The organism is Serratia sp. OLAL2, assembly GCF_002752475.1.
GTDB lineage: Bacteria > Pseudomonadota > Gammaproteobacteria > Enterobacterales > Enterobacteriaceae > Serratia > Serratia bockelmannii.
In genome coordinates this window covers 167,872-193,755 of the sequence record NZ_MSTL01000020.1, presented here as the reverse complement: position 1 = coordinate 193,755, position 25,884 = coordinate 167,872, and the positions used below count along the sequence as shown (strand labels likewise).

Below are 25,884 nucleotides of genomic sequence, written 5' to 3'. Positions count from 1 at the left end.
CATTCACTCGGACAGCCCCAAACGCTCGCCGGCATAAGAACCGTCTTGCACCCGGCGCCACCATACCTCGTTGTTCAGGTACCAAACCACGGTTTTGCGAATGCCGCTTTCGAACGTTTCCTGCGGCCGCCAGCCCAGCTCACGATCAATTTTGCCGGCGTCGATGGCGTAACGCATGTCGTGGCCCGGACGATCCTTCACGTAAATGATGAGATCGCGGTAGTGCGCCACGCCCTGTGGTTTGTTTGGCGCCAGTTCTTCCAGCAGATCGCAGATGGTCTGTACCACTTCGATATTCTTACGCTCGTTGTGGCCACCAATATTGTAAGTTTCGCCCACCACGCCTTCGGTCACGACCTGATAGAGCGCACGCGCGTGATCCTCGACATACAGCCAGTCGCGCACCTGCGCGCCGTTGCCGTATACCGGCAGCGGTTTACCGGCGACGGCATTCAGGATCACCAACGGAATTAACTTCTCCGGGAAGTGATAAGGACCGTAGTTATTCGAACAGTTAGTCACGAGGGTCGGCAAACCGTAGGTGCGCAGCCAGGCGCGCACCAGATGATCGCTCGACGCCTTGGAGGCGGAATACGGACTGCTCGGCGCATATGGCGTGGTTTCGGTGAACAGATCGTCGGAGCCATGCAGATCGCCGTACACCTCATCAGTGGAGATATGATGGAAGCGGAAAGCCTGTTTTTTCTCCGCTGCCAACGGCTGCCAATAGTGGCGCGCCGCTTCCAACATCGTGTAAGTGCCGACCACGTTGGTTTCGATAAACGCCGCCGGGCCATCGATGGAACGATCGACGTGGCTTTCCGCCGCCAGGTGCATCACTACATCCGGTTGATACTGGGCGAATACCCGATCCAACCCGGCGCGATCGCAGATGTCGACCTGCTCGAAGGCATAACGATCGCTGTCGGCCACCACCGCCAGCGACTCGAGGTTACCGGCATAGGTCAGCTTATCCACCACCACCACGCTGTCGCCGGTGGCCTCGATGATATGCCTCACGACTGCGGAACCAATAAATCCGGCGCCACCGGTGACTAAAATACGCTTCAACGCCAAACCCCCTTGGTATCCACAATCCAGCTTTGCTTAATCTCTTCCGGCCGGATGGCCCTGAACTGTTGGTGATCGACCAACATCACGATCACATCGGCCTGCTGCAACGCCTCGGCAATCGGCGTCAACGTCACATGGCCCGCCAGCGACTTCGGCAACTGTTCGACGTTCGGTTCCACCGCCAGCGTTTCGCCGACGTGCCATTCGGCGATCAGGTGCGCCACCTCTACCGCCGGGCTTTCACGCAAATCGTCGATATTCGGCTTGAAGGCCAGGCCGAAACAGGCAATTTTCACCTCGGACGCGCGCTTGTCGGTGGCGGCCAGGCAATCGGCCACCGCCGCTTTCACACGGTCGACCACCCACAGCGGTTTGCCGTCGTTCACCAGGCGTGCGGTGTGGATCAGGCGCGCCTGCTGCGGATTCTGCGCCACGATAAACCACGGATCGACGGCAATGCAGTGACCGCCGACGCCCGGCCCCGGCTGCAGAATATTCACCCGTGGATGGCGGTTTGCCAGGCGGATAAGCTCCCAGACGTTGATCCCCTGCTCGGCGCAAATCAGCGACAGTTCGTTGGCAAAGGCGATATTCACGTCGCGGAAGCTGTTTTCCGTCAGCTTGCACATCTCGGCGGTGCGCGAATTGGTGATCACGCATTCGCCCTCGAGGAAAATCTTGTACAGCGCGCTGGCGCGCTCCGAGCACTTCGGCGTCATGCCGCCGATCACGCGGTCGTTTTGAATCAGCTCCACCATCACCTGCCCCGGCAACACGCGCTCCGGGCAGTAGGCGATATTCACGTCCGCCGCTTCACCCGCGTGCTGCGGGAAGCTGAGATCGCTGCGCGCCTGCGCCAGCCATTCTGCCATTTGTTCGGTGGCTCCCACCGGCGAGGTGGACTCCAGGATCACCAGATCGCCTTTTTTCAGCACCGGCGCCAGCGATTTCGCCGCCGCTTCGACATAGGCCAGATCCGGCTCGTGATCGCCTTTGAACGGGGTAGGCACTGCGATCAGGAACGCATCGGCCGCCCGTGGTTTGGTCACCGCCTGCAGGAACCCGCCGTCGACGGCGTCTTTGACCACTTTATCCAGATCCGGCTCAACGATGTGGATCGCGCCGCGGTTAATGGTATCTACCGCATGTTGGTTAACATCTACACCCACCACTTTTTTCTTGCGGGAGGCAAACGCCGCCGCCGTTGGCAAGCCGATATAACCCAGGCCGATAACCGAAATAGTGTCAAAACTCATAGTTTCACCTGATGATTCTTTAAAGCTTCGAGGATACGCTGACAGGCATGCCCGTCACCGTACGGGTTGTGCGCCCGACTCATCGCGTGATATTCGCTTTCGTCCGTCAACAGCCGGGTCACCGCTTCAACAATTTTGGCCACGTCGGTGCCGACCAGACGCACCGTGCCCGCATCTACCGCCTCCGGGCGTTCGGTGGTGTCGCGCATCACCAGCACCGGTTTGCCTAACGAGGGCGCCTCTTCCTGAATGCCGCCGGAATCGGTCAGGATCATGTAAGCCTGGGTCATCAAATAGACAAACGGCAGATAATCCTGCGGTTCGATCAGCATGACGTTGTCGATGCCTTTCAAAATGCGATTCACCGGCTCACTGACGTTTGGATTGAGATGCACCGGATACACCACCTGCACTTCCGGGTGATTGCTGGCGATCTCCGCCAGCGCGCTGCAAATCCGCTCAAAGCCGCCGCCAAAGCTTTCGCGGCGATGGCCGGTGACCAAGATCAGTTTCTTGTCGGCGTCGAGGAACGGGTAACGCTGTGCCAGGCCCGCGCGCAGCGCAGCATCACTCATCACGCGGTCGCGCACCCAGAACAGCGCGTCGATTACCGTATTGCCGGTCACGAAAATGCGGTTGTCCGGCAGCAGCTCGCGCAACAGATTCTGGCGCGAGTTCTCGGTTGGCGCGAAATGGTACATCGCCAGATGGCCGGTCAGTTTGCGGTTGGCCTCTTCCGGCCAGGGAGAATACAGATTGCCGGTACGCAGCCCGGCCTCGACATGCCCAACGGGGATGCGTTGATAGAACGCCGCCAGGCTGGTCGCCAGCGTGGTGGTGGTATCGCCGTGCACCAGCACCACGTCCGGTTTGAAGTCTTCCAGCACCCCTTTCAACCCTTCCAGGATGCGACAGGTGATTTCCGTTAGCCCCTGGCCGGGTTTCATGATGTTCAGGTCGTAATCCGGCGTGATCTCAAACAACCGCAATACCTGATCCAACATCTCACGATGCTGTGCCGTTACGCAGACTCTTGCGTCAAAGGCCTCATCCTGGGCCAGTGCATGTACCAGCGGCGCCATTTTAATGGCTTCAGGTCTGGTGCCGAAAACAGTCAACACTTTCACAGCGAATCTCTTTTGGTCGGTTAATCGCAGGCACCGCCTGCGAATGGGGAGCTCACGCGCCCTGCATCAGATTATTATATTATTTTTTAACTACGCGGCCGACGCGCCAAGGCAACACCCGCGCCAACCAAAGCGCCCATCGCGCCCCACAGAATCAGCCAGAATACCCGGCGTGGGCTGTCACGTTTTACCGGCTCTTCCGGCGTGCGCAAATAACGATAGGTCTGGAACTTCTCATCCAACGTCGGGCCAACGTTCAGCGTCGCCAGCATCGCGCGGTTCTGATCGTAATCCAGATCGTAGGTCGGGCCGGAGGCCTGCAGGCCTTCCAGACGTGCCTGCAGCATTGGCCGGCCCAGCAGGAACAGATCAGAATCCGGCAGTTGCTCGGCCGGAGTGTCGGTTTGCGTGCGGCTAATCCCCTGGCTTTCAGCGATTTTCAGCGCCTGCTGCGTGGTATTCAGCTCGCGCTTGTAAACCGACTCTGCCACCGCTTCCTGACGCTTGACCTGCGCCTTCATCGAGGTGGTGCGAGCGGCCCATGCCCCTTGGATCTCTTCGTTCAGGTGCAGAGCAGCACGGTGGCTGGCGAAAGCCACGTATTGACGCAGCAGGCGGTTGGCGTCCGCGGCGGTTTCCGCCGTCAGCTTCACGCCGTCGTTCGGGACTTTTTTGTCGTCACGCGGCGTGAACAGGATGTTGTTGATCAGCTCGTCGAGCAGCGCCGCATCGGCGCGGGCATCCCCTTCCTGACGTTGCTTGTAATAATCACTCTGCAGCCAGAAATCGCGACGCGTATCGTAAGCCGCCAGTTGCATGATGAACTCATTGTACGCTTCATCCGCGATGCTCGGCTGATCGCCCGCCGTCGCCGGCAACGTGCGCACATCCAGATTGCGCAGGAACTGTTGCTGGGAGTAGTAACCGCCCAGCGCATTCACCGTGGGTTTGTCGGTGATTGCGGTCGCGCTCCATTCTTGCTTAACCAGATAAGAGACGATCAGCGCGACCGCCGCGAACAGCACCGCAATGCCGATTATCCACGGTTTGCCGCGCCACAGGGTGCAGCACAGGCCGCGGATATCGAGTTCGTTATCCACCGCCGGGGTATGCTTGTCAGACGTTGTTTCTGGATTCATCACAGCCAAAAAGCCTCTGGTCTCTGGTTAAGGTACTTGCTTGTTATCGCCCGAACGCCGCAACCGGCGCTTGATACGCTTAATGTACCGCGCAACCCGCCAGGCGCGCTTGATGCAGTAACCGTACAGGAAGAAAGCAAGCAAGAATAATGCCAACATAACCCACTCAGGGATAAAAGTCAGGCGTTCGCCGATCACGCCCACCGCCGCCAGCAATGCGGCCGCCAGGGTGATCAATACGAAAGCCTGCCGTGGCGTAAAGCCGGCGCGCATGATCAGGTGGTGAATATGTTGACGATCGGGAGAGAAGGGGCTCATCCCCTTGCGTAAACGACGATACATGATTGCTATCATGTCCATCAGCGGAATAGCGATGATCCACAGCGCAGTCACCGGGTTAATCGAGTGTGCCTTGCCCTGCGAGCTTTGCAACAGCAGCCAAATGGCGGTAAAGCCGATCAGGGTACTGCCGGCATCCCCCATGAACACCTTATAACGGCGGCCGAGGATGCCGAGGTTGAGCAAAATATAGGGAACGATGGTGGCGATCATCGCAAAGCACCAGAACGCCATCTCATGGTGACCGCTCAGGTACAGCAACAGACCCAGCGCGCCGAAGGAAACGCATGACAGCCCACCCAGCAGGCCATCAATGCCATCGACCATGTTGAAGGCGTTGATCGCCGCCCATACCGCGAACAACGTCACCAAATAGCCGAACGGCCCCAGCAACATCTCCCAGTCGCCCAGCACATGGCCGAAGCTGCGCAGATACAGACCGGCGAACACCATCATGGCGATGCCGACCAACGCCTGCACCAGGGCGCGGATCTTAACGCTGATGTCAAAACGATCGTCGAGCGCGCCCACAAACACCAGAATGCCGGCGCAGGTGAGGTAAAGCTTGGCGTGCGCGATAGGCTGTTCGGAGATCCAAAATGCGAAGCACAATCCGGCATAAACGGAAATACCGCCGACCAGAGGAATCAGCCCCTGATGGCGTTTGCGATAATTGGGTTTATCTACCAGACCAATACGTTTTGCCGCCTTGCGGGCAACAAAGAGAAAAGCCAAAGAAAACAGGAAAACAAATAGAATTTCAGTACTCATAGTGAGTAAGTTCACAGTTAACAGATCTCTGTAGAAGATAAGGCAGCTTACCACGGGCAATAGCTTGTGCCATCGGCCCCCGCCACCTTTCGGTCATTTCCTATGACAACGGTGATTCATGCCTATTTTCTTCGCATCGGCTGACAAAACGACAGCAGCAAAGCCGACCGACGCAACGCCGACCGACAAACAAGATGAATTCTCAATAAGTCGAGGAAACAACTTACTTTTCCATTACTGCTACTTATCGTATCCGCCAAAAGCGAAAAACGCCACGACTAGGCGTGGCGTTCAGCGAATTTTTTAACGAATTATGAGCGTTTCATCATATCGAAGAATTCATCGTTGGTTTTAGTCATCGCCAACTTATTAATGAGGAACTCCATCGCGTCAATCTCACCCATCGGATGAATGATTTTGCGCAGGATCCACATTTTTTGCAGCTCTTCAGAGGTGGTGAGCAGCTCTTCTTTACGGGTACCGGAGCGGTTGTAATCGATCGCCGGGAATACGCGTTTCTCGGCGATTTTACGCGCCAAGTGCAATTCCATGTTGCCGGTACCTTTAAATTCTTCGTAGATCACTTCGTCCATCTTCGAACCGGTATCAACCAGCGCGGTCGCGATGATGGTCAGGCTGCCGCCCTCTTCCACGTTACGTGCCGCACCGAAGAAACGCTTCGGACGATGCAGGGCGTTGGCGTCCACACCACCGGTCAGCACCTTACCGGAAGCCGGTACCACGGTGTTGTAGGCACGCGCCAGACGGGTGATGGAGTCAAGCAGAATGATCACGTCTTTCTTGTGCTCAACCAGGCGTTTGGCCTTCTCGATTACCATTTCGGCCACTTGTACATGGCGCGAAGCCGGTTCGTCGAAGGTCGATGCGATCACTTCACCTTTCACCAGGCGCTGCATCTCGGTCACTTCTTCCGGACGTTCGTCGATCAGCAGCACCATCAGCACGCAGTCTGGGTGATTGTAAGCGATACTCTGCGCAATGTTCTGCAGCAGCATGGTTTTACCGGCTTTCGGCGGTGCCACGATCAGGCCACGCTGGCCGCGGCCAATCGGTGCCGCCAGGTCCAGTACGCGCGCCGTCAGGTCTTCGGTCGAGCCGTTGCCGCGCTCCATCCGCAGACGGGAATTGGCGTGCAGCGGCGTCAAGTTCTCGAACAGGATCTTGCTGCGGGCGTTTTCCGGCTTGTCGTAGTTGACTTCGTTGACTTTCAACAGGGCAAAATAGCGCTCGCCTTCTTTTGGCGGACGAATCTTACCGGAAATGGTGTCACCTGTGCGGAGGTTGAAGCGGCGGATTTGGCTAGGGGATACATAGATGTCGTCGGGACCGGCGAGGTAGGAACTGTCTCCAGAGCGGAGGAAACCGAATCCATCCTGCAATATCTCGAGCACGCCGTCGCCGAAGATATCTTCTCCGCTTTTCGCATGTTGCTTCAGAATGGAGAAGATAATGTCCTGCTTGCGCATGCGGGCAAGGTTTTCCAGCCCCATATTTTCGCCGAGAGTAATCAGCTCAGAAACCGGCGTATTCTTTAATTCGGTAAGATTCATAGTGGTGGGTTCTTAAACTCGGGGTATGTCTCGAACTTGTATCGTGAATGGTATGGCAGCGAGATGCGTGCCTGTTTACTGGACGTTCGATCACCGGGCGCAGAGCCGTCGCGGTAAGAAATGGCTTACATCGGGCGCACGCATTGACGGTTGAAGATCGAAGGTACCTTAAAAATGATTTTTGCAAAACCGTTTGATTGCCAAAACACGGGCTGAGTTCAGTTTACTTTCAACGCCAGTGGTTCGACACAGAGTATAGCTTTAGATTCAAACTCTTTAGATTTAAAACTTCGGGCAAGTTCTATATGCAGTGTGGTTAAACTTAACACGCTTCTTGGCAGGCGTCTAGCGGTGAATTGAACATCACCGCCAGGCACCTGATACTGGGCTTCCCGCCCGATTACAGATTCGCGTTCAGGAAATCTTTGAGCTGACCTTTAGACAACGCGCCAACCTTGGTCGCGGCCACTTCACCGTTCTTGAACAGCAACAGCGTAGGGATGCCACGGATACCGTACTTAGGCGCGGTAGCCGGGTTCTGATCGATATTCAGCTTGGTGATGGTCAGTTTGCCTTCGAACTCTTCGGCAATCTCATCCAGAATCGGAGCAATCATCTTGCACGGCCCACACCATTCAGCCCAGAAATCGACCAGGATCGGCCCTTCCGCATTCAGCACATCGGCTTCGAAGCTGCTGTCAGTCAGGTGAATAATTTTATCGCTCATGTTCTACTCCACAGGATTATGTCTACCTTGTTGGTGTAGCATTAACCAACTCAAGGTGATTTTATTGCACCGCGTTTATTTCAACGGATGTGCTTTCGTAAAGCAATAGTTAGCTGATATTCTACCACACTATGAGCAAAACACACTTGACCGAACAGAAGTTTTCCGACTTCGCCCTGCACCCGTTAGTCCTTGAAGCCCTTGAGAAAAAAGGGTTTCACAATTGCACGCCTATCCAGGCGTTAGCATTGCCGCTCACGCTCTCCGGGCGTGACGTTGCAGGTCAGGCGCAAACCGGTACCGGAAAGACGCTGGCGTTTTTGGCGTCTACTTTTCACTATTTGCTGACTCACCCGGCGAAACAGGATCGCCAGACCAATCAGCCGCGCGCCTTGATCATGGCGCCTACGCGTGAACTGGCGGTGCAAATCCACTCCGATGCTGAAGCGCTCTCCCAGAGCACCGGCCTCAAACTGGGCCTGGCCTACGGCGGCGACGGCTACGACAAACAGCTGAAAGTGCTGGAAAGCGGCGTGGACATTCTGATTGGCACCACCGGCCGTTTAATCGATTACACCAAGCAGAACTATGTCGATCTCGGCGCGATGCAGGTTGTCGTGCTGGATGAAGCCGATCGCATGTACGATCTTGGCTTTATCAAAGACATCCGTTGGCTGTTCCGCCGTATGCCTACGGCCGATCAACGCCTGAACATGCTGTTCTCCGCTACCCTGTCCTATCGCGTACGCGAATTGGCCTTTGAGCAGATGAACAACGCCGAATATGTTGAAGTGGAACCGGAACAGAAAACCGGCCACCGCATTAAAGAAGAGCTGTTCTACCCGTCCAACGAAGAAAAAATGCGTCTGCTGCAGACGCTGATCGAAGAAGAGTGGCCGGATCGCGCCATCATCTTCGCCAACACCAAGCACCGCTGCGAAGACATCTGGGGCCATCTGGCCGCCGACGGTCACCGCGTCGGCCTGCTGACCGGTGACGTGGCGCAGAAAAAACGCCTGCGCATCCTCGACGATTTCACCAAGGGCAACCTGGATATCCTGGTCGCCACCGACGTCGCCGCGCGCGGTCTGCACATTCCCGCCGTCACGCACGTCTTCAACTACGATCTGCCTGACGACTGCGAAGACTACGTGCACCGCATCGGCCGTACCGGCCGAGCAGGCGCCAGCGGCCACTCCATCAGCCTGGCGTGTGAAGAGTACGCGCTCAACCTGCCGGCGATCGAGACCTATATCGACCACAGCATTCCGGTGAGCAAGTACAACAGCGATGCGCTGCTGACCGATCTGCCGGCGCCGAAGCGCCTGTCGCGTCCGCGCGGCGGCAACGGCCCACGTCGCAACTCCGCGCCTCGTCGCGGCGGCGCGCCGCGCAGCAACCGTAAACGCCCGAGCTGATCGCCATGCTCAGCTCCAGCACGCTTTATGCTGCCATCGACCTCGGCTCCAACAGCTTCCACATGTTGGTGGTGCGCGAGGTGGCCGGCAGCATTCAGACTCTGGCGCGGATCAAGCGCAAGGTGCGCCTGGCGGCCGGGCTGGATCAGCACAATCACCTGTCGCATGAGGCCATGCAGCGCGGCTGGCAGTGTCTGCGGCTGTTCTCCGAACGCCTGCAGGACATTCCGCGCGAGCAGATCCGCGTCGTCGCCACCGCCACGCTGCGCCTGGCGTCCAACGCCGATGAGTTCCTGCAGGTCGCCGAGCAAATCCTCGGCTGCCCGGTGCAGGTGATCAGCGGCGAAGAAGAGGCACGGCTGATTTATCACGGCGTCGCGCACACCACCGGCGGGCCGGATCAGCGGCTGGTCGTCGACATCGGCGGCGGCAGCACCGAACTGGTCACCGGCACCGGCGCACAGGCATCGCAGCTGTATAGCCTGTCGATGGGCTGCGTTACCTGGCTGGAGCGCTACTTCAGCGACCGCAACCTCGGGCAAGAAAACTTCGAGCGCGCCGAACAGGCCGCGCGCGAAATGGTGCGGCCGATCGCACCGCAGCTGCGCCAGCAAGGTTGGCAGATCTGCGTCGGCGCTTCCGGCACCGTGCAAGCGCTGCAGGAGATCATGGTGGCGCAAGGCATGGATGAACGCATCACCCTGCCCAAGCTGCGCCAGTTGAAACAGCGTGCCATTCAGTGCGGCAAGCTGGAAGAGCTGGAGATCGAAGGGTTGACGCTGGAGCGCGCGCTGGTCTTCCCGAGCGGCCTGTCCATTCTGCTGGCCATTTTCCAGGAGCTCGGCATCGAGAGCATGATGCTGGCCGGCGGAGCGCTGCGTGAAGGCCTGGTTTACGGCATGCTGCATCTGCCGGTGGAGCAGGATATTCGCATCCGCACCATCCGCAACCTGCAGCGCCGTTACCTGATCGATACCGAGCAGGCCGAACGCGTGAGCCAGCTCGCCGCCAATTTCTCGCAGCAGGTCGCCAACGAATGGCAGTTGGACGCACGATGTCGCGAGCTATTGCACAGCGCCAGCCTGATCCACGAACTCGGCCTCAGCGTCGATTTCAAGCAGGCGCCGCAACACGCCGCCTACCTGATCCGCCATCTGGACTTACCCGGCTTTACCCCGGCGCAGAAAAAACTGCTGGCCACCCTGCTGCAAAACCAGAGCAACCCTCTCGACCTGTCGCTGTTGAACCAGCAAAACGCCCTGCCGCCGCGCACCGCGCAGCGTCTGTGCCGCATTTTGCGCCTGGCGATCATCTTCGCCAGCCGCCGCCGCGACGACACGCTGCCGGCGGTGCGTTTACGCGCCAATCAGGACGATGAACTGACGGTGATTTTGCCGCCGGGGTGGCTGGAACAGCATCCGCTGCGCGCCGAGGCGCTGGAGCAGGAAAGCCACTGGCAGAGCTACGTCCACTGGACGCTGCGGTTGGAAGAACAACGTTGAAATGACCAGGGCGCGATGAGCGCCCTGTCTTTTTAATTCCCGCCTTTGGCCTTGGCCAGCTGGGCGCGGATATTGGCCAGATGGCTCTGCCCTTTCTGCATCCGCTCCTGCGGGCTCACCACTTTGCGCTCGGTTTCCCACGCCAAATCGTCCTGCGGCAACTCCAGCAGGAAGCGGCTCGGCTCCGGCCGCACCAGCTCACCGTACTGACGGCGCTCGCGGCACAGGGTGAAGATCAGCTCTTTTTGCGCGCGGGTGATCCCCACATAGGCCAGACGCCGCTCTTCGTCGACATTGTCTTCGTCAATGCTGCTCTGGTGCGGCAGCAGGCCCTCTTCCATGCCCACCAGGAACACGTAAGGGAACTCCAGCCCCTTGGAGGCGTGCAGCGTCATCAGCTGTACCTGATCCAGTTCTTCTTCGCTTTCGCCGCGCTCCATCATGTCGCGCAGGGTGAAGCGCGTCACCACCTGGGTCAGCGTCATCGGCTCGTCCAAATCGTTGCCTTCCAGCATCTCCGTCATCCAACCGAACAGCGTGTTGACGTTCTTCATCCGCATTTCGGCGGCCTTCGGGCTGGTCGAGGTTTCAAACAGCCAGCTTTCATAATCCACGCCGCGGATCAGATCGCGCACCGCCGCCACCGGCTCACGCTCCGCCTGTTGGGCGATGCCGCCCAGCCAATGGGTGAAGCGCTGCAACGATTCCAGCCCGCGCCCGGTCAAGTGCTGGCTCAGCCCCAGATCGAAACTGGCGTGGAATAAACTCTTGTTGCGCTGGTTGGCCCATTCGCCGAGCTTCTGCAGCGTCGCCGGGCCGATCTCGCGCTTGGGGGTATTGACGATGCGCAGGAAGGCGCTGTCGTCCTCCGGGTTGGTCAGCACGCGCAGGTAGGCCAGCAGATCCTTGATCTCGGGGCGCGAGAAGAACGAGGTGCCGCCGGAAATCTTGTACGGAATGCGGTTCTGCATCAGCATCTTTTCAAACACCCGCGACTGGTGGTTGCCGCGGTACAGGATCGCATAGTCGCCGTAGTTGGTCTTTTTCACGAAGTGGTGGGCGATCAGCTCCCCCACCACCCGCTCGGCTTCGTGCTCCTCGTTGTTGGCAGTCACCACTTTCAGCTCTTCGCCATACCCCAGCTCGGAAAACAGCCGTTTTTCAAACACGTGCGGGTTATTGGCGATCAGGATATTGGCCGCCTTCAGAATGCGCTCGCTGGAACGGTAGTTTTGCTCCAGTTTGATCACCTGCAGCGCCGGGAAATCCTCCTTCAGCAGCACCAGGTTCTGCGGCCGCGCGCCGCGCCAGGAGTAGATCGACTGGTCATCGTCACCCACCACGGTAAAGCGCGCGCGGTTGCCCACTAACAACTTCACCAGCTCGTACTGGCTGGTGTTGGTATCCTGGTATTCATCCACCAACAGGTAGCGGATGCGCTGCTGCCAGCGTTCGCGCACCTCTTCGTTGCGTTGCAACAGCAGCGTTGGCAACAGGATCAGGTCGTCGAAGTCCAGCACGTTGCACGCCCGCATATGGGCGTGGTACAGGCCGTAGCAGTGGGCGAACAGCTTGTCGCGCTCCGAGCGCGCCAGCTCCGCCGCCCGCTGGGGATCGATCAGGTCGTTTTTCCAGTTGGAGATAGTCGAAATCAGCTGCGCCACCAGCGTTTTATCGCTTTCCAGCCACTTTTCGGTCAGCTCTTTCAACAGCGCCAGCTGATCCTGGTCGTCGAACAGCGAGAAGTTGGATTTCATCCCCAACGCCACGTATTCCCGCTTGATGATCTCCAGCCCCAGGGTATGGAAGGTGGAAATCATCAGCCCGCGCGCCTCTTTGCGCCCCAGGGTTTGCGACACGCGCTCTTTCATCTCGCGCGCGGCCTTGTTGGTAAAGGTCACAGCGGCGATGTGCCGCGCCTGGTAGCCGCAGTGGTGGATCAGGTGGGCTATCTTGTTGGTGATAACGCGCGTCTTGCCGGAACCGGCACCGGCCAACACCAGGCAGGGCCCGGTAACGAATTCGACGGCTTGTTGTTGGCTGGGGTTTAATCGCATGGTGCTGGCTTGCTCGGCTGTAAAACGTGGAAGGGAATTGTAGCAGAAAGCGCCGACGAGATTTAGCGGGTATAATCAGCGCAATTTTCGCATCGACAAAGGCAATACCATGGCAAAAACGGCGTGCGCCCTGCACATTCTGGTAGACAATGAAAAGCTGGCCAACGAGCTGCTGGCCAAGCTGAAGCGCGGCGTCAGCTTCGACACGCTGGCGCGCAAATACTCGAGCTGCCCGTCAAAACGCAACGGCGGCTCGCTGGGCGAGTTCAACAAAGGCGCGATGGTGCCGGCGTTCGATAAAGCGGTGTTCAGCATCCCGCTGCTCAAACCTTACGGCCCGGTCAAAACCCAGTTCGGTTACCACATCATCAAGGTGCTGTACCGCAACTGAGGGGGCCTGAGCCCCCCTGCGGCGAATTACTGCGCGCTGGCGTCCGTCGCCGGCACTGCCACCGCGGCGTCGGCCGGCTTGGCTTCTTCCGTCACCACCGCCGGCGCCGGCATCATGATGCCGTCATAGGTTTCCTGCAGCTGCTTCATGCTCATTTCCGGCTCGCCCTTCGGCTGCATCAGCACTAGCGTCGCCTCCTGAGAAAGCTGCAGCTTCAGCGCCTGATTCAGCGTCTCCAGCGTCAGGCTGGACAGGAACTCCTGGCGCAGCTTCTGATACAGCTCCGGCGCAATATCCACCACCCCGCTCTGTTGCGAGCGCAGACGCTGGCTCATCAGCACATCGGTGTCGGTACGGGCGTAGGTCGCGAACAGCTTGCTCAGCTGATCGTTTTTCTGCGCCAGCAGCGCATCGAATTCTTCTTTCGACAGGCCGTTGTCACGCACGTTGGCCAGCTCGCGGGCAATAAAGCCCAGGCTGCCGTTCAGATTGTTGTTCGGCGTATCCAGATGAATGGCGCACTGCCCTCGTTGATACTGCACGCGGCAGTCAAAGCCCAGATGCAGGCTCTTCTGTTCGCTTTTTTCCAGCGTCTGCTGGAGATGCCAGAACAGCGCCTCGCGGGCGAGATCGCCACGCCAGTAACGAAGCAGGCTCTGCGAATCGCGAATCGGGTGCCACGGCGAATCCCACATGATCGACAGCGTATCCTGTTTCACCTGCTCGCTGATCAGACTCACCGGCTGCTGCGGCAGGGGTGTCAGCGTCGGCATCGGGGCCGGGGTTTCACGTTTGCCTTGCAGCGGCGAGAACGCCTTGTTGATCTGCTCGCCCAGGCTGCGGCTGTCAACCTTGCCGACCACGAACAGCGTCATGGCATCCGGGGTATACCACTGTTGGTAGAATTTCTTCAGCTGCTCGAGGTTGACCGGCCGTTTTGCCGGCTGCGCCGGATCGTGCGCCAGCAGCGTCGAGCCTTTCAGGCGGTAACGCCACCAGACGTCTTGGGTATTAGGCGGGAAAGTGCCGACCGGATTGATGCTGGAATTCATCACCGCATGCACCGTATGCTCGTCGATCGCCAATTTGCCGGTGGTATCCGCCAGCCAGGCCAGCGCTTCTTTCAGCAGGTCGGGCCGGTTGTTCGGCAGGCTGAGGTTATACATGGTGAAATCATACGAGATGATAGCCGGCGGCAGCGGCCGCTCGTTGTCCACGCTCTGCTGCCACAGGGCGCGCAGCTGCGGGGCCGTGAAGCTTTCGCTACGCGCCAACGCCAGCCGCGGCAGCAGATGAGCAAAGCCGGTCTGCTGCGAAGACTCCACCAAAGAGCCGGTATTGACGATCAACCGCAGTTCAACGCGGTCACTCGGCCGCTGCGGCGTATCGAGAATCTGCCATGAAAACCCGTTGGCCAACGCCCCCTGCTGCCAGGCAGGGTCGGGTTGTAGTGCTTCAGCCTGCACGCTGCTACTGGCTGCAGCCAATAGCAACCCACCAACTATAAGATGAATTCTGGTGCCCTGCATGTGAACCCCTACTTAATGACTATCCAATTTCTTATGCAAATGCGTGTATTCCATTCAATGGAATCATAAAAATACGCCCTGAGTTTCACGGTGGGGCGGAAAGCAGAAAGTGTACCACCGTGTTAGACCGCGCGCCTTTGCGGATGTCACTCATTAGAGTGAAAAATAATGGATTGCGGGGTTTTTAATGCAAAAAATCGTTACGAGGCAGGGGGAAGAACCTCACCGGCCGTGGATGCGGCCGGTGATTTACCGCCGATATCAGGCGGAAGGCAGCGTTTTGTCCGCGCCGGTGTTTTTGTTGTTCAGCGTGTCTTTCAGCTGTTTTTCATCCAGCTGGTTACACCATTTTGCCACCACCACGGTCGCCACCCCGTTGCCCACCAAGTTGGTCAACGCACGGGCTTCCGACATGAAGCGGTCGATGCCGAGGATCAGCGCCAGGCCGGCCAGCGGCAGGTGGCCGACGGCGGAGATGGTGGCGGCCAACACGATAAAGCCGCTGCCGGTGACACCCGCCGCCCCTTTGGAGGAGAGCAGCAGCACCACCAGCAGGGTAATCTGATGCATGATGTCCATGTGGGTATTGGTCGCCTGCGCGATAAACACCGCGGCCATGGTCAGGTAGATAGAGGTGCCGTCCAGGTTGAAGGAGTACCCGGTCGGAATAACCAGACCCACCACTGATTTCTTGCAGCCCAGCTTCTCCATTTTATCCAGCATGCGCGGCAGCGCGGATTCGGACGACGAGGTCCCCAGCACGATCAGCAGCTCTTCTTTGATGTAGTTGACGAATTTGAAGATGCTGAAGCCGTTGGCGCGGGCGATGCTGCCCAACACCACCACCACGAACAGGATGCAGGTGATATAGAAGCACACGATCAGTTGGCCGAGTTGCACCAGGGTGCCGACACCGTATTTACCGATGGTAAACGCCATAGCGCCGAAGGCCCCCAGCGGCGCCAGGCGCATGATCATGTTGATGATGCCGAAAATCACCCGCGAGAAGCTGTCTATCACGTTGTAGATCAGCTGCCCTTTGTCGCCCAGACGATGCAGGGCGAAGCCGAACAGTACCGCGAACAGCAGCACCTGAAGAATGTTGCCACTGGCGAACGCGCCGATCACGCTGCCGGGGATGATGTCCAGCAGGAACGGAATGATGCCCTGCTGCTGTGCCTGCTCGGCGTAGACCGCCACCGCCTTGGCGTCCAGCGTGCCGGGATCGACGTTCATGCCGGCGCCCGGTTGCACCAGGTTGACGATCACCAGACCGATAATCAGCGCGATGGTGCTGACGATTTCAAAATACAGCAGCGCGATGGCGCCGGTGCGCCCCACCGCCTTCATGCTTTCCATGCCGGCGATGCCGGTCACCACGGTGCAGAAGATCACCGGTGCGATGATCATCTTGATCAGTTTGACGAAGCCATCGCCCAGAGGTTTCATCTCGGCGCCGAGGTCAGGGTAGAAATGGCCAAGCAGGATACCCAGCGTGATCGCCGTCAGTACCTGAAAATAGAGGCTCTTAAAGATCGTTGTTTTCATATGAACATCCTATGGGGGGAAGACACGCACCAGGCAGCAGTCTAAAAATCCAGCCTGTTCATTGCTTGCGCGGAAAATAACACCCACTTAACAACATGGAAATAATTTGTTGCACCCGCCCCTGAGGGTTGATGTGAATTTAAGAGCTGAAACGCGTCAGTCGAGGTGCAAAGCTGAAAATTGCGTAAGCCTTTGTTTGCACTAACTCAAAAGAGGTAGATGAAGAATGGCGATTTTCGGACGGGGAAAAGTACCGGAAAGGTCACGCGGCGCTCACGGCGCCGCGCGGCAAAACTCGGCTTCGAACGCTTCGCGCGGCAGCGGACGGGCGAACAGGAATCCTTGCCCGCTGCGAATGCCGTGCTGCAGCAGCCAGTCGCGCTGCCCGGCGTTTTCCACGCCTTCGGCCATCACCGGTAACGCCAGCACTTCGGAGATCGAACTGACGATACGCGCCATCGCATCGTCGGCCGGCAGCCCCTGAATGAAGCTGCGGTCGATTTTGATCAAATCGATCGGCAGGGATTTCAACCGGTTCAGGTACTCCAGGCTGGAGTAGCCCATGCCGAAGTCATCTAGCGCGATAGACAATCCCAGATCGTGCAGCTCACGCAGCAGCGCCAGCGCGTGGTCGAGATCGTCGATACGTACCGTCTCGGTGATCTCCAGCAGCAGCTTGCGCGGATCGATCCGATACTGCGCCAGCAGGTTTTTCAGATGCGGAACAAACGCCTCATGTTGCATCTGAATACCGGAAACGTTGACCGCCAGCGGCAGCGCAATGCCGCGTTGCTGCCAGTCTGCCAGGATGCGGCAGGACTCTTCCAACACCCAGTTGCCGAGAGGCACGATCACACCCAGCTCTTCCGCCAGCGGGATAACGTCGGCCGGCAGGGTATAGCTGCCGTCATACTGCTGCCAACGCAGCAGCGCTTCGGCGCCGATCACCTCGTTGGACTGCATGTCGATCTGCGGCTGCAGGAACAGCGTGAAATGCCGCTGCTCGATGCCGTGCAAGATCTCGCTCTCCTGGGTCAACCGCTTCTGCGTGCGTTCCGTCAGGCTGGGCTCGAAGAACAGGATCTGATTTTTTCCTTCGCGGTGCGCGGACATCATCGCCGAGGTGGCGCTGCGCAGCAGCTGTTCCGCACTCTCCCCCTGATTGAGGTAGTGCGCGATGCCGATACTGGCGTTGGGCCGCAGCGCCAAACCTTCCAGCGTCAACGGCGCGTTGATCTCCGCCATGATACGCCGCGCCAGCTGCATGGCGTGGAACGGCCGCTCGATGCCCTTGGCCAGAATGGCGAATTCGGTATTGCTCAGCTGTGCCAGCACGCCGTTTTCGTCGATGCAGCCGCGCAGCTTCTTCGCCAACGCCAGCAGCAACGCTTCACGCATCGCCGGGCTCATCACGCCAGACGCTTCATGCAGCGTCTCGATGCCGATCACCAACAGGTTAAAACGCTCGGGGCGCAGGCTGGAGGCGATATGCTGTTCCAGCAACGCGTTCAGCAACGCCGGATTTGGCAATTCGGTCACCGGGTGGCGGGTGCTCAGGCGGCTCATGTCGGCATGCGCCTTGGCCAACGTCTGTTGATTGCGGTTGTAGTTGCGCACCAGCAGGCCGAGCTCGTCGTCCTGGTGCAGCGCCGGCAGCATCAGTTGGTGATAGGGCGCTTCGTCCTGCGAGATGTTCTCCAGCTCTTTGGCCATCGCGCGCAGCGGGTGCACCATCAACCGGTTCATGCACCAGGTGATGGCCACCGACAGGATCAGCGCCAGCAGCAGGTAGGTCGACAGCATGGTCGACAAAATGCTGAGGATAAACTGGTACATGCGGAACGAATCGGCCTGCAGCACCAGATAGGCCAGCGGCTGCTGGTTGGCCGGCACCCGTTCCAGCGAATAGAGCGGCACGGAAATTTGGATAGGCAGTTCAAACAGCCGGGCGATCAGCGTCGGCACCGGCCGCTCCGGCGGGAAATTGGCGTGCAGCGCCTGAAACTCGTTCGGCAAGACGATATCCGCCCGGCTGAGAATGCCGACCGGCAACAGGGTGTTCAGCACCCTTTTGGCTTCCGGCACGTCCATCCGCAGCACCGCTTCCGCCAGCGGCTGGCGCACGGAGTGAGCGATATTCTCCAGTTGCTGGGCGTAGTCATCCCTGCGCTGCTGCACAAAGTGGAATAACTGGATCACGATAAAGATGCAGATCGTGACCAGCGCCACGCCGGACACTGTCGCCATCTGCTTAATCGTTAACGAACGCCTGACCCGCAAACCTGCTCTCCGTGAAATCGGGCTAAAACAAAAAGGGGGCTGACTCTCACCCGCCCCCTCGAACCGGGCTGAGTATACTCGATCATCGGCTGTTTTTATCTGGCTATGCCGCAGGCAAAACCAAGAAAATCGCGGGTTTCAGTCTTTTCCTAAAGCGAACAAACACGACCCGGACACAGGGTAACAAAACTCCCCGGCGTCCGACACTCCGAATCTTTCCTCTTCCGACTACTTAAAGTCGGCGTAAGGCGTCAGCGGCTGCGGCGGCAAATCGAGATCCCCCTGCCAGCCGGCCAGGGAATAGCGCAGATAAATCAACGCGTGGCTCGGCGTATAGTCCTTCGCCTGTTGAATGTCGATGCCGGCGCCGAGCGTCCAGTGCGAACTGAGACGGCGTTCGACGATTGCCCGCAGGGTATAACCGACGCCGCTTGAGGAGCTGCCGTCCTCGACGGCGAACTTATCGGGCAACGAATCCGGGATCAGCCCCTGCAGTGGATAACGGCGCTGGCTGTCGGTTTTGGAATGGGACAGCGAAACCGAACCGCCCAGCTCCCACGACCAGTTCTCGGTGCGCTGACGGTAGTTGACCGGCAGCGACAGAGACAGATATTGCTGCGGGCTGTAATAGCCGCCCTGCCCCAGCGAATAACCACTCAAATCCTTCTGGTAATGCCACAGCATGGTATTGAGCCCGACGCTCAGGCGGCGATTGTCTTCGTTGATCAGCTTGTAGTAGTAACCGGCCATCAACCGCTGCCGCTGGTTGTCCGCCACATTCTTGCCGGTAATCTGGTGCGCGCTGAGATCGGCCCATACGCCGTTCGCCTCGCCGCGATCGTAGCTGGCGCTCAGGCTGACGCCGGTGGCGCGCACGCCACCCCAGGTGGTACCGGTGTTCGGATCTTTGGCACCGCCGAACGCCAGCAGCGAGCTGGAGATCGGCCGCCGCGAGGCCGCCAGCGTCCAGCCGATGTGGTTCCAGTCGCCGCTGTAGGCCAGGCCGCCGGTCCAGTCGACCACCTCAAAGCCCATCGGCGTCGTGCCGATATCGGCGGCCCAGCGATCGTTTTTCCAGCCGGCCGCCACGCTGGTGCCGGTGGTTTTCTGGTGTTCATCGCCGCGGCACCCTTGCGTGTTGCAAGTGCCGAAGGTCTCGTAATAGTGGCCGCTGCCGTCGGTCGAGAAGCGGCCGGCATCCAGCTGCACGGTGTCGGTGCGCAAGAAGGCGCGCCCGTCATACAGCGGCATGTCCACCTGCAGCATGGTGTCGTGTGCATTGAAATCGGAAATGCCGCCGGTGCCGCTCGAGCGCCAGTAATCGTGATCGAGTGTGACGTTCACGTCCTGCTGTCGATACAGATCCGCGGCGTCGGAGCGGATGCCGCGTTTCAGCCAGTCGTCGCCCGCGTTATTGCGCGTCAAATAAGTGTAGCTGTCATTATCCTGCGGCAGCGTCGGCGTGATGCCGCCGGCCACCATCGCCTGCCGGAAATCCTGCTGCGCCCGCTCAGGCTGTTGCTGAGCCCGCTCCAGACGGGCGGCGTCACGGTAGATCAGCGCCTTGGTCTGCCCGACGGGTTCTGAAGCCGCCGCCGTTTTCAGCCGGCCGAAGAGCGCGTCGGCCTGCTGCGCATCGCCGACCGCACTCCAGGCGTTGGCAACCCGCCGTTGGCTGTTGAGCGAAGCGTCTTGCGGCTGCGGTTCGGTTTTCAGCCGCTGGCGCGCCGCGTCAAGATCTCCCTGCGCCACATAGGCTTCGATCTCGCCCAGCTGCGCATCCGGATTGTTCGGTTCACGGCGTTTCACCCGCTGATAGTCGTCCAGCGCCGCCGCATACTCCCCGCGCGCCAGCGCCCAGTCGGCGAGCAGCAAATCGATGCGCGTGTCCGCCGGCTGCCGGCGCAGATAGGCTTCCGCCGCCGGTTCGTCACCGGCCGCCCGCAGCCCTTCGGCATGCGCGATCGTCGCCTGCATTTTCAGCCGCTGCGCCAGTTCGCGCATGTTGTCGTTCCACTGCGCCGCCGGCAGCGTATTGAGCTGCGCCAGCGCCTGCCGGTCGCGATCGCTGCCGGAAAGATAGAGCGCATAGGCGTAGGTCAGCTGCGGATTGGCGTGCTGGCGCTGCGCCAGCTGCCGGAACAGAGCGTCCGCCTGCTGCGGCTGCCCAGCCTGACGCAGCGCCTGCGCGTAGCGATAGGTCAGCCAGACATCGTCGGGATCCATCGCCTGGGCGCGGCGATAAATTTCCACCGCCTGTTGCCACTGTTGCTGCTGCGCCAGCGTCTCCGCCTGCTGTTTCAACATGTCGAGCCGCAGCCCGTCGAAGGTGCTGCGCAGCTTGGCCTGTTGGCTGCGCGGCAGGCCGCTGAGGTAGGCCAACGCGTTTTCCGGCGACTGCCGTTGATAGATATTCACCAGGCCGCGCAGCGCGCTGCCGTTGCCGGGATCGCGTCGCAGCGCCTGCTGATAAAACCCTTCCGCCGCGGCGTCATCCTTGCTCGCCACCGCCACATCGCCCAGGCCGATAAACGCATCGCCGTCGCTGTCGTCGAGCTGGCGCGCCTGCTGATATTTCTGCCGGGCCAGCGCGAGATTGCCTGCCTTGAGCGCTTTGTCGCCCTCGTCGATCGCCAGCCAGTAGCCGGTGCTCTTGATCAGGCTTTGCCATTTGCCGCTGCCGTAGCCATTCTTGTCGGCGGCCAGCGCCTGGCGAAACAGCTTCAGCGCCTGCGGGCGGTTACCGGCGCGCGAATAGGCCTGGCCGAGCGCGCCCAGCACCTCGGCGTCGTTCGGCGCTGCCGCCAGCGCCTTTTGCAACGCCGGAATGGCCGCCCGGCTGCCACCTTTATCCACCTGCGCCAGGCCGCGCACCCGCGCCTGATAAGCCGGATCGGCCAACAGTTTCTGTTGTCTGGCCAGCTCTTCACGGGCGCGGGTCGCCTGATCGCCGGTATCGAACACGCCGAGGAAGCGGTTGAGCGCCGCCACGCTTTGCGCGTTGACCGGCATCGCTTTGACCTTGTCCAGCCACAGATCGGCGGCATCGCCGCGCCCGGCCGGATCGGCGGCGATCTTCTGCAGCAGTTCATAGGCCTGCGCGTCCTGATTCTGACTGAACAGCATACGCGCCAGCGACATGCGCAGCGCCACGTTGCCGGAATATTGCTGGTCCAGCGCCTGCAACTGCTTTAACGCCTTCGCCTCCTGCCCCGGCAAACGCGCCACCAGCCGCCAATACTCCACCGCCAGATCGAGCGTCGGCGGCTCGCCGTGGAACAGCGCATCGTACTGCGCCTTGGCCTCCGGCAGCCGGCCGGCGGTCGCCATCAGGCGGGCCTGCTGCAGCTTTTGCCGGGTTTCCGGCTGGGTCAGCAGCATGTTCATTTGCGCCTGGCGATAGGCGCTGGACTGCGGCGCGAGAGTTTTCAGCTTGTCCAACTGCTGTTGCGCCAGCGCCATGTTGCCCTGCCGCAGCGCCAAACGCATACGCGCGGCGATCACGTCCGGGTTATTCGGATCCATCAGCTCGAGCCGGTACAGCGACTGGCGCACCAGATCGTCCTTGTTGCCGGCCTCGCCAATGCGCACCTGCTCCAGCAGCCACTGCTCCGGGGCCACGGCCTCCGCGGCGCGCGCCTGCGGCAGCATCGCCAGGCTCAGCGGAATCAAATTCAGCCAGTTTATTTTGAAGTTGTGCATTGGCCGTCCCACGAGGGTTGCAATTCACCCTGACGATTAAAGCGATAACGTTGTTGATCCCACCCCTGACCGAACAGCGTCAGCGAGGCGCTGAAATAAGCGTCGTCACCCGGCGGATGTTCGCTGATGCGTTGCCGCTGTGTCGCCAGCGCCTCGGCCTGCGTCGCCAACATCGGCAGCATTGAGGCGGAAAAGCCGACCGGGCCGTCACCGGTGGTTTTGCCGCTGGCGGTATCGGTTTTCTCCGGCGGCACACCCTGTTTGGCGGTGAGCTGCGCCATCGGCTGGAAGCGTGCGAGCAGCGCCGCCTTATGCTCATCGTCGTCCGCCAGCATGCCGGCCCACAGATAGACCCGAATCGCGTCGTAGCTGCCGACGTTCGGCTTGACGGTATCCGGCTGCCAGCCGGTGCCGACTCGCCACACCACCCAGTCCGGTGAGAAGCCGTGCGGCGCGCTGTCCAGCCACAGCCGCTGATTGACCTGGCGCATCGCGCGCCACGGGCCGTTCAGCGCCGCAAAACGCGCCAGCAGCTGCGGCGGCAGGTAGCTGGGGTTCAGCCGCCAGCGATCTTCCGCCACAAACCCGACGTTGCCCGGCAGCAACATCAGGCCCAGGCCGGGGATGTCGGCCACTTCCTCGCGGCCGATGCGTTGCAGCAGCAGCGTTCCCAGGGTTTGATAACGCCGGCTTTTCCACAGGCGGCCGGCTTCGAGCAGGTTATAAGCGATCCACAGATCGGCATCTGACGCCGAGTTGGCGTCCAGCACCTTCCACTGCTTGTCGTCGCTCTCGCCCCACAGCCAGGCGGGCAAACGGGCGCTGAGATCGCCCGCCGCCAGGTTGTTCTCCGTCCAGGCCAACAGCCGATCGAAGGTCGGCCGGTCGTTGGCCACCAGAGCGAAGAACAGGCCGTAACTCTGTCCCTCGGAGGTGGTGATCTTGTTCGGACTGCTCGGATCGATCACCCGCCCCTGCGGGCTGATGTAGAATTGCTTGTACTGTTGCCAGCCCGGCCACTCGCAGACCGCCGCCGCGCTGAACGCACACAGCAGCAGCATGCCGAGCGACAGGCGTTGCAGCATCGCGCTCACCGCCGTCAATCCCGATCTTCAGGCGCCAGACGACGCCGGCTGAAGGCCTTCAGGCCGCGCCACAGCATCAGCCCCAGGATCACCACCAGCACCACCGCGATCACCGCCAGCAGGACCGGATGGGTGGAGAGGGCATACCACAGCCGCTCCCACCACGGCAGGTGGCCGACATAGTAAATATCGCCGACGCGCAGGCTGTTGACCCCTGATTCGCGGATCACCGCCACCGAACCAAACACCGCGGCGCGCTTGCCGCTGTCCAGCAGGGCATTGTTGAGCAGCTCATAGCCGCGCGGGCTGTCCGCCAACAGCGCCACGATGCTGCGCTGGTCGTTGAACGGCGACTGTACGCCGATGATCGCCGACATTGCGCCCTCGGAGCTGACGCTGGTCTTGCTGTCCGGCTTGGTGTCCTCTGCCAGCACTTCCGCACTCGGCAGCGGCGGCTGCCGCGTCGGCTGTTTCACCCAGCTTTGGGTCGCGTCCACCAGCAGACTGATTTTCTTGTCGTCGCGCAGCGCCGGCGGAATGGTGCCGACCATCAGGATGTCGTCGTCGCGATCCTTGGCCAGCGACCAGTCGTCGCTCAGCGTGAAGGCCAGCGCCGGATAACCGGTTTGCGCGCCGATCACACCCAGCGCGTTCAGCAGCGCGCTGACCTGCGCCGGCTGCGGTTTCTGGTTCACCAACACCAGCGTTTGCGACAGATCCGCCAGGCGGCTGAATGGGAAGCCGGCGTTGGCGAAGGCGCGCAGGTCCGGCATCGCCATAAAGTGGCGGTAGCCGGAGAAATCGATGGTAGACGCACCGTCGATCACCGCATGGTTTTGCGTGAAGGAATAGGTTTCGCAGCGCCCTTCCGCGCCGCTGGCCAGCAGCGTGGTGTAGTCAAAGTCAAAACGCAGCTGGTTGGTAGCCCCCAGCCGCAGCGCCGGGATATTGACGTTCTTGTCGGAGTCGAGCAGCCCCTGCGTCAACGGCAGGCGCAGCAGCTGCGCGCCCTGTTCGTGTTCCGGCACCAGCGAGTACGCCTGCACAAACTGGTTGTTCAGGCTGACGCTCAGCCGCGAACCGTCCTGAATGCGCGGCGCGGTATAGCGGTATTTCAGGTGCATATCGATGCCGGTGCTGCGGATCAGGAACAGGTCCGGCGGCAGGTTCATGGTCAGCGAAATCGGGCCAGGCTCGATGCCGCTGGTTTGCAGCTGTTCGGCATATTGCTGCAGCTCGGCGAAGGTCATCGGCCGATCGGTGCGCACCCAGTTCGGCGCGTCGTAAGGCTGGCGCGGCGCGAGCTGTTCCACCTTGTCCACCGTCACGTTCTGGCCGCGGAACAGGATGTTGCCCTGCGCGATGCCCTTCACAGCAGTGATCAAATCGTTGTCGTCACGCCCCTGAATCAACAGCAGTTTGACGTACGGATTGTCGGGGTGGCTGATCATCTCCACCGTCGGGCCGTTGACCGCCGGATAATCGCGCAGGAAATCCGGGCGCTGCGAGTTGGTGGCGAACACCACCGCGTGCTGCGTCGGCAGCGCGTTGTACAGCGTCGGGAAGGATTGCCCGCGCCACTGCGCCTTGCTGCCGAACCAGGAGGCCAGAATACCCGCCGCGCGCTGCTGGGTGAGGTCAGGCTGGCCGGCGAACACCATCGGCAGCGTCAGCGGCCGATTGTCACGGCTGTCGAAGAACGGCTCAGGGAAGTGCGACAGCTCGTTTTTCACCGGCAGCGTCTGGAAACGCAGCTTCAGCGCGCTGGACTTGCTGACGTCGAGCCACAGCGAGGTGCTGGCCGGGTTTTCGCAGATGTTCTGATAATGACCGACGAACACCAGCCTTACGCGGTTAAAATCGGTGATATAGCGGGGATCGATCGCCATCTGGATGCGATTGGGCTTGCCCAGCTGCTCTTTGGCGAGGGTGGTTACGCCCATCAGTTCGTCGTTCAGATAGACCTTGACGTGCGACTCCACCGGGATCAGCGCCGGTGACGGCGTAAACTCCATATCGAGCATCGCCTGCGAGACCACCTCATCGCTGCGCACGCCGAATTCGATCTGTCCGTCCGGCCGGGTGCCGCGCAGAACAAAGGTGCCCGGCGGCGGCGCTATCTGCGCAAACGACAGCGATACGTCGCGCACCGGCGCATTCGGATCCTGCGGTGCGGTGGCCAGCGGTGGCGCGGTCGCCGTATCGGCCGCCGCGGCGATCGGCGGCTGGGCGGCCACGGTCGGCGCGGTGACGGTTTCGGCCTGCGACAAGGTACTGATGCCTAAGGCCAGAGCAGTTAACCAGGTTATTTTTCGCGTCATCGTATCATCATCAATGTTGGAGCCTGTTCACCGGGCGAGTGAGCGGG

17 protein-coding genes are annotated in these 25,884 nt (G+C 60.3%); 3 read left to right on the top strand and 14 right to left on the bottom strand.

The window, feature by feature from the left end; translation table 11 throughout:
• Positions 1 to 3 precede the first annotated feature (3 nt).
• The 7 genes from rffG to trxA all read right to left on the bottom strand — a co-directional run bounded on the left by rffG (position 4) and on the right by trxA (position 8,004).
• Positions 4 to 1,071 carry a dTDP-glucose 4,6-dehydratase gene (gene rffG, locus BVU99_RS22755; RefSeq protein ID WP_060448402.1) on the bottom strand — a complete coding sequence of 356 codons (1,068 nt, stop codon included), beginning with the start codon at positions 1,069 to 1,071 and terminating at the stop codon, positions 4 to 6.
• Positions 1,068 to 2,330, bottom strand: coding sequence for a UDP-N-acetyl-D-mannosamine dehydrogenase (wecC, locus tag BVU99_RS22750; protein WP_060448378.1), 1,263 nt, complete (start codon positions 2,328 to 2,330; stop codon positions 1,068 to 1,070). Before wecC ends, rffG begins: the two co-directional genes overlap by 4 nt.
• Complete coding sequence (wecB, locus tag BVU99_RS22745) at positions 2,327 to 3,457, bottom strand: UDP-N-acetylglucosamine 2-epimerase (non-hydrolyzing) (RefSeq protein ID WP_043142254.1); 1,131 nt, start codon at positions 3,455 to 3,457, stop codon at positions 2,327 to 2,329. Before wecB ends, wecC begins: the two co-directional genes overlap by 4 nt.
• A gap of 86 nt (positions 3,458 to 3,543) precedes the next feature.
• Positions 3,544 to 4,596 (bottom strand): ECA polysaccharide chain length modulation protein, encoded by a 1,053-nt coding sequence (gene wzzE / locus BVU99_RS22740; protein ID WP_033631474.1) that lies wholly within the window; start codon positions 4,594 to 4,596, stop codon positions 3,544 to 3,546.
• Between the two features lie 27 nt (positions 4,597 to 4,623).
• Entirely contained in the window at positions 4,624 to 5,721 is a 1,098-nt protein-coding gene (wecA, locus tag BVU99_RS22735) for a UDP-N-acetylglucosamine--undecaprenyl-phosphate N-acetylglucosaminephosphotransferase (RefSeq protein ID WP_025304855.1), read from the bottom strand.
• A 296-nt stretch (positions 5,722 to 6,017) separates the two neighbouring features.
• Positions 6,018 to 7,277, bottom strand: a complete 1,260-nt coding sequence (gene rho / locus BVU99_RS22730; protein WP_004934188.1) for a transcription termination factor Rho — start codon at positions 7,275 to 7,277, stop codon at positions 6,018 to 6,020.
• 400 nt (positions 7,278 to 7,677) lie between these two features.
• Positions 7,678 to 8,004, bottom strand: coding sequence for a thioredoxin TrxA (gene trxA / locus BVU99_RS22725; RefSeq protein ID WP_025304854.1), 327 nt, complete (start codon positions 8,002 to 8,004; stop codon positions 7,678 to 7,680).
• Positions 8,005 to 8,135: 131 nt separating this feature from the next.
• Between trxA and rhlB the strand changes: the two genes are divergently transcribed.
• Positions 8,136 to 9,422: an ATP-dependent RNA helicase RhlB gene (gene rhlB / locus BVU99_RS22720; RefSeq protein ID WP_025304853.1), complete on the top strand. Its 1,287-nt coding sequence runs from the start codon at positions 8,136 to 8,138 to the stop codon at positions 9,420 to 9,422.
• A gap of 5 nt (positions 9,423 to 9,427) precedes the next feature.
• Positions 9,428 to 10,924: an exopolyphosphatase gene (gene ppx / locus BVU99_RS22715; RefSeq protein WP_043142260.1), complete on the top strand. Its 1,497-nt coding sequence runs from the start codon at positions 9,428 to 9,430 to the stop codon at positions 10,922 to 10,924.
• A 32-nt stretch (positions 10,925 to 10,956) separates the two neighbouring features.
• On the opposite strand, the gene rep is transcribed toward ppx, so the two are convergent.
• Positions 10,957 to 12,981, bottom strand: coding sequence for a DNA helicase Rep (gene rep / locus BVU99_RS22710; protein ID WP_043142264.1), 2,025 nt, complete (start codon positions 12,979 to 12,981; stop codon positions 10,957 to 10,959).
• Between the two features lie 109 nt (positions 12,982 to 13,090).
• Here rep and ppiC point away from each other — a divergent pair, with 109 nt between their 5' ends.
• On the top strand, positions 13,091 to 13,372 hold the full coding sequence (gene ppiC, locus BVU99_RS22705; protein WP_004934175.1) for a peptidylprolyl isomerase PpiC: 282 nt from the start codon (positions 13,091 to 13,093) through the stop codon (positions 13,370 to 13,372).
• Between the two features lie 26 nt (positions 13,373 to 13,398).
• On the opposite strand, the gene BVU99_RS22700 is transcribed toward ppiC, so the two are convergent.
• The 6 genes from BVU99_RS22700 to bcsB all read right to left on the bottom strand — a co-directional run bounded on the left by BVU99_RS22700 (position 13,399) and on the right by bcsB (position 25,837).
• Positions 13,399 to 14,901 (bottom strand): pitrilysin family protein, encoded by a 1,503-nt coding sequence (locus BVU99_RS22700; protein WP_099816933.1) that lies wholly within the window; start codon positions 14,899 to 14,901, stop codon positions 13,399 to 13,401.
• 261 nt (positions 14,902 to 15,162) lie between these two features.
• Complete coding sequence (locus BVU99_RS22695) at positions 15,163 to 16,449, bottom strand: dicarboxylate/amino acid:cation symporter (RefSeq protein WP_016929514.1); 1,287 nt, start codon at positions 16,447 to 16,449, stop codon at positions 15,163 to 15,165.
• A gap of 273 nt (positions 16,450 to 16,722) precedes the next feature.
• Positions 16,723 to 18,729, bottom strand: coding sequence for a biofilm formation regulator HmsP (gene hmsP, locus BVU99_RS22690; RefSeq protein ID WP_025304849.1), 2,007 nt, complete (start codon positions 18,727 to 18,729; stop codon positions 16,723 to 16,725).
• 228 nt (positions 18,730 to 18,957) lie between these two features.
• Positions 18,958 to 22,431, bottom strand: a complete 3,474-nt coding sequence (gene bcsC, locus BVU99_RS22685; RefSeq protein ID WP_099816932.1) for a cellulose synthase complex outer membrane protein BcsC — start codon at positions 22,429 to 22,431, stop codon at positions 18,958 to 18,960.
• On the bottom strand, positions 22,413 to 23,525 hold the full coding sequence (bcsZ, locus tag BVU99_RS22680) for a cellulose synthase complex periplasmic endoglucanase BcsZ (RefSeq protein WP_099816951.1): 1,113 nt from the start codon (positions 23,523 to 23,525) through the stop codon (positions 22,413 to 22,415). Before bcsZ ends, bcsC begins: the two co-directional genes overlap by 19 nt.
• Before the next feature lie 5 nt (positions 23,526 to 23,530).
• Positions 23,531 to 25,837, bottom strand: coding sequence for a cellulose biosynthesis cyclic di-GMP-binding regulatory protein BcsB (gene bcsB / locus BVU99_RS22675; RefSeq protein WP_099816931.1), 2,307 nt, complete (start codon positions 25,835 to 25,837; stop codon positions 23,531 to 23,533).
• Positions 25,838 to 25,884 lie beyond the last annotated feature (47 nt).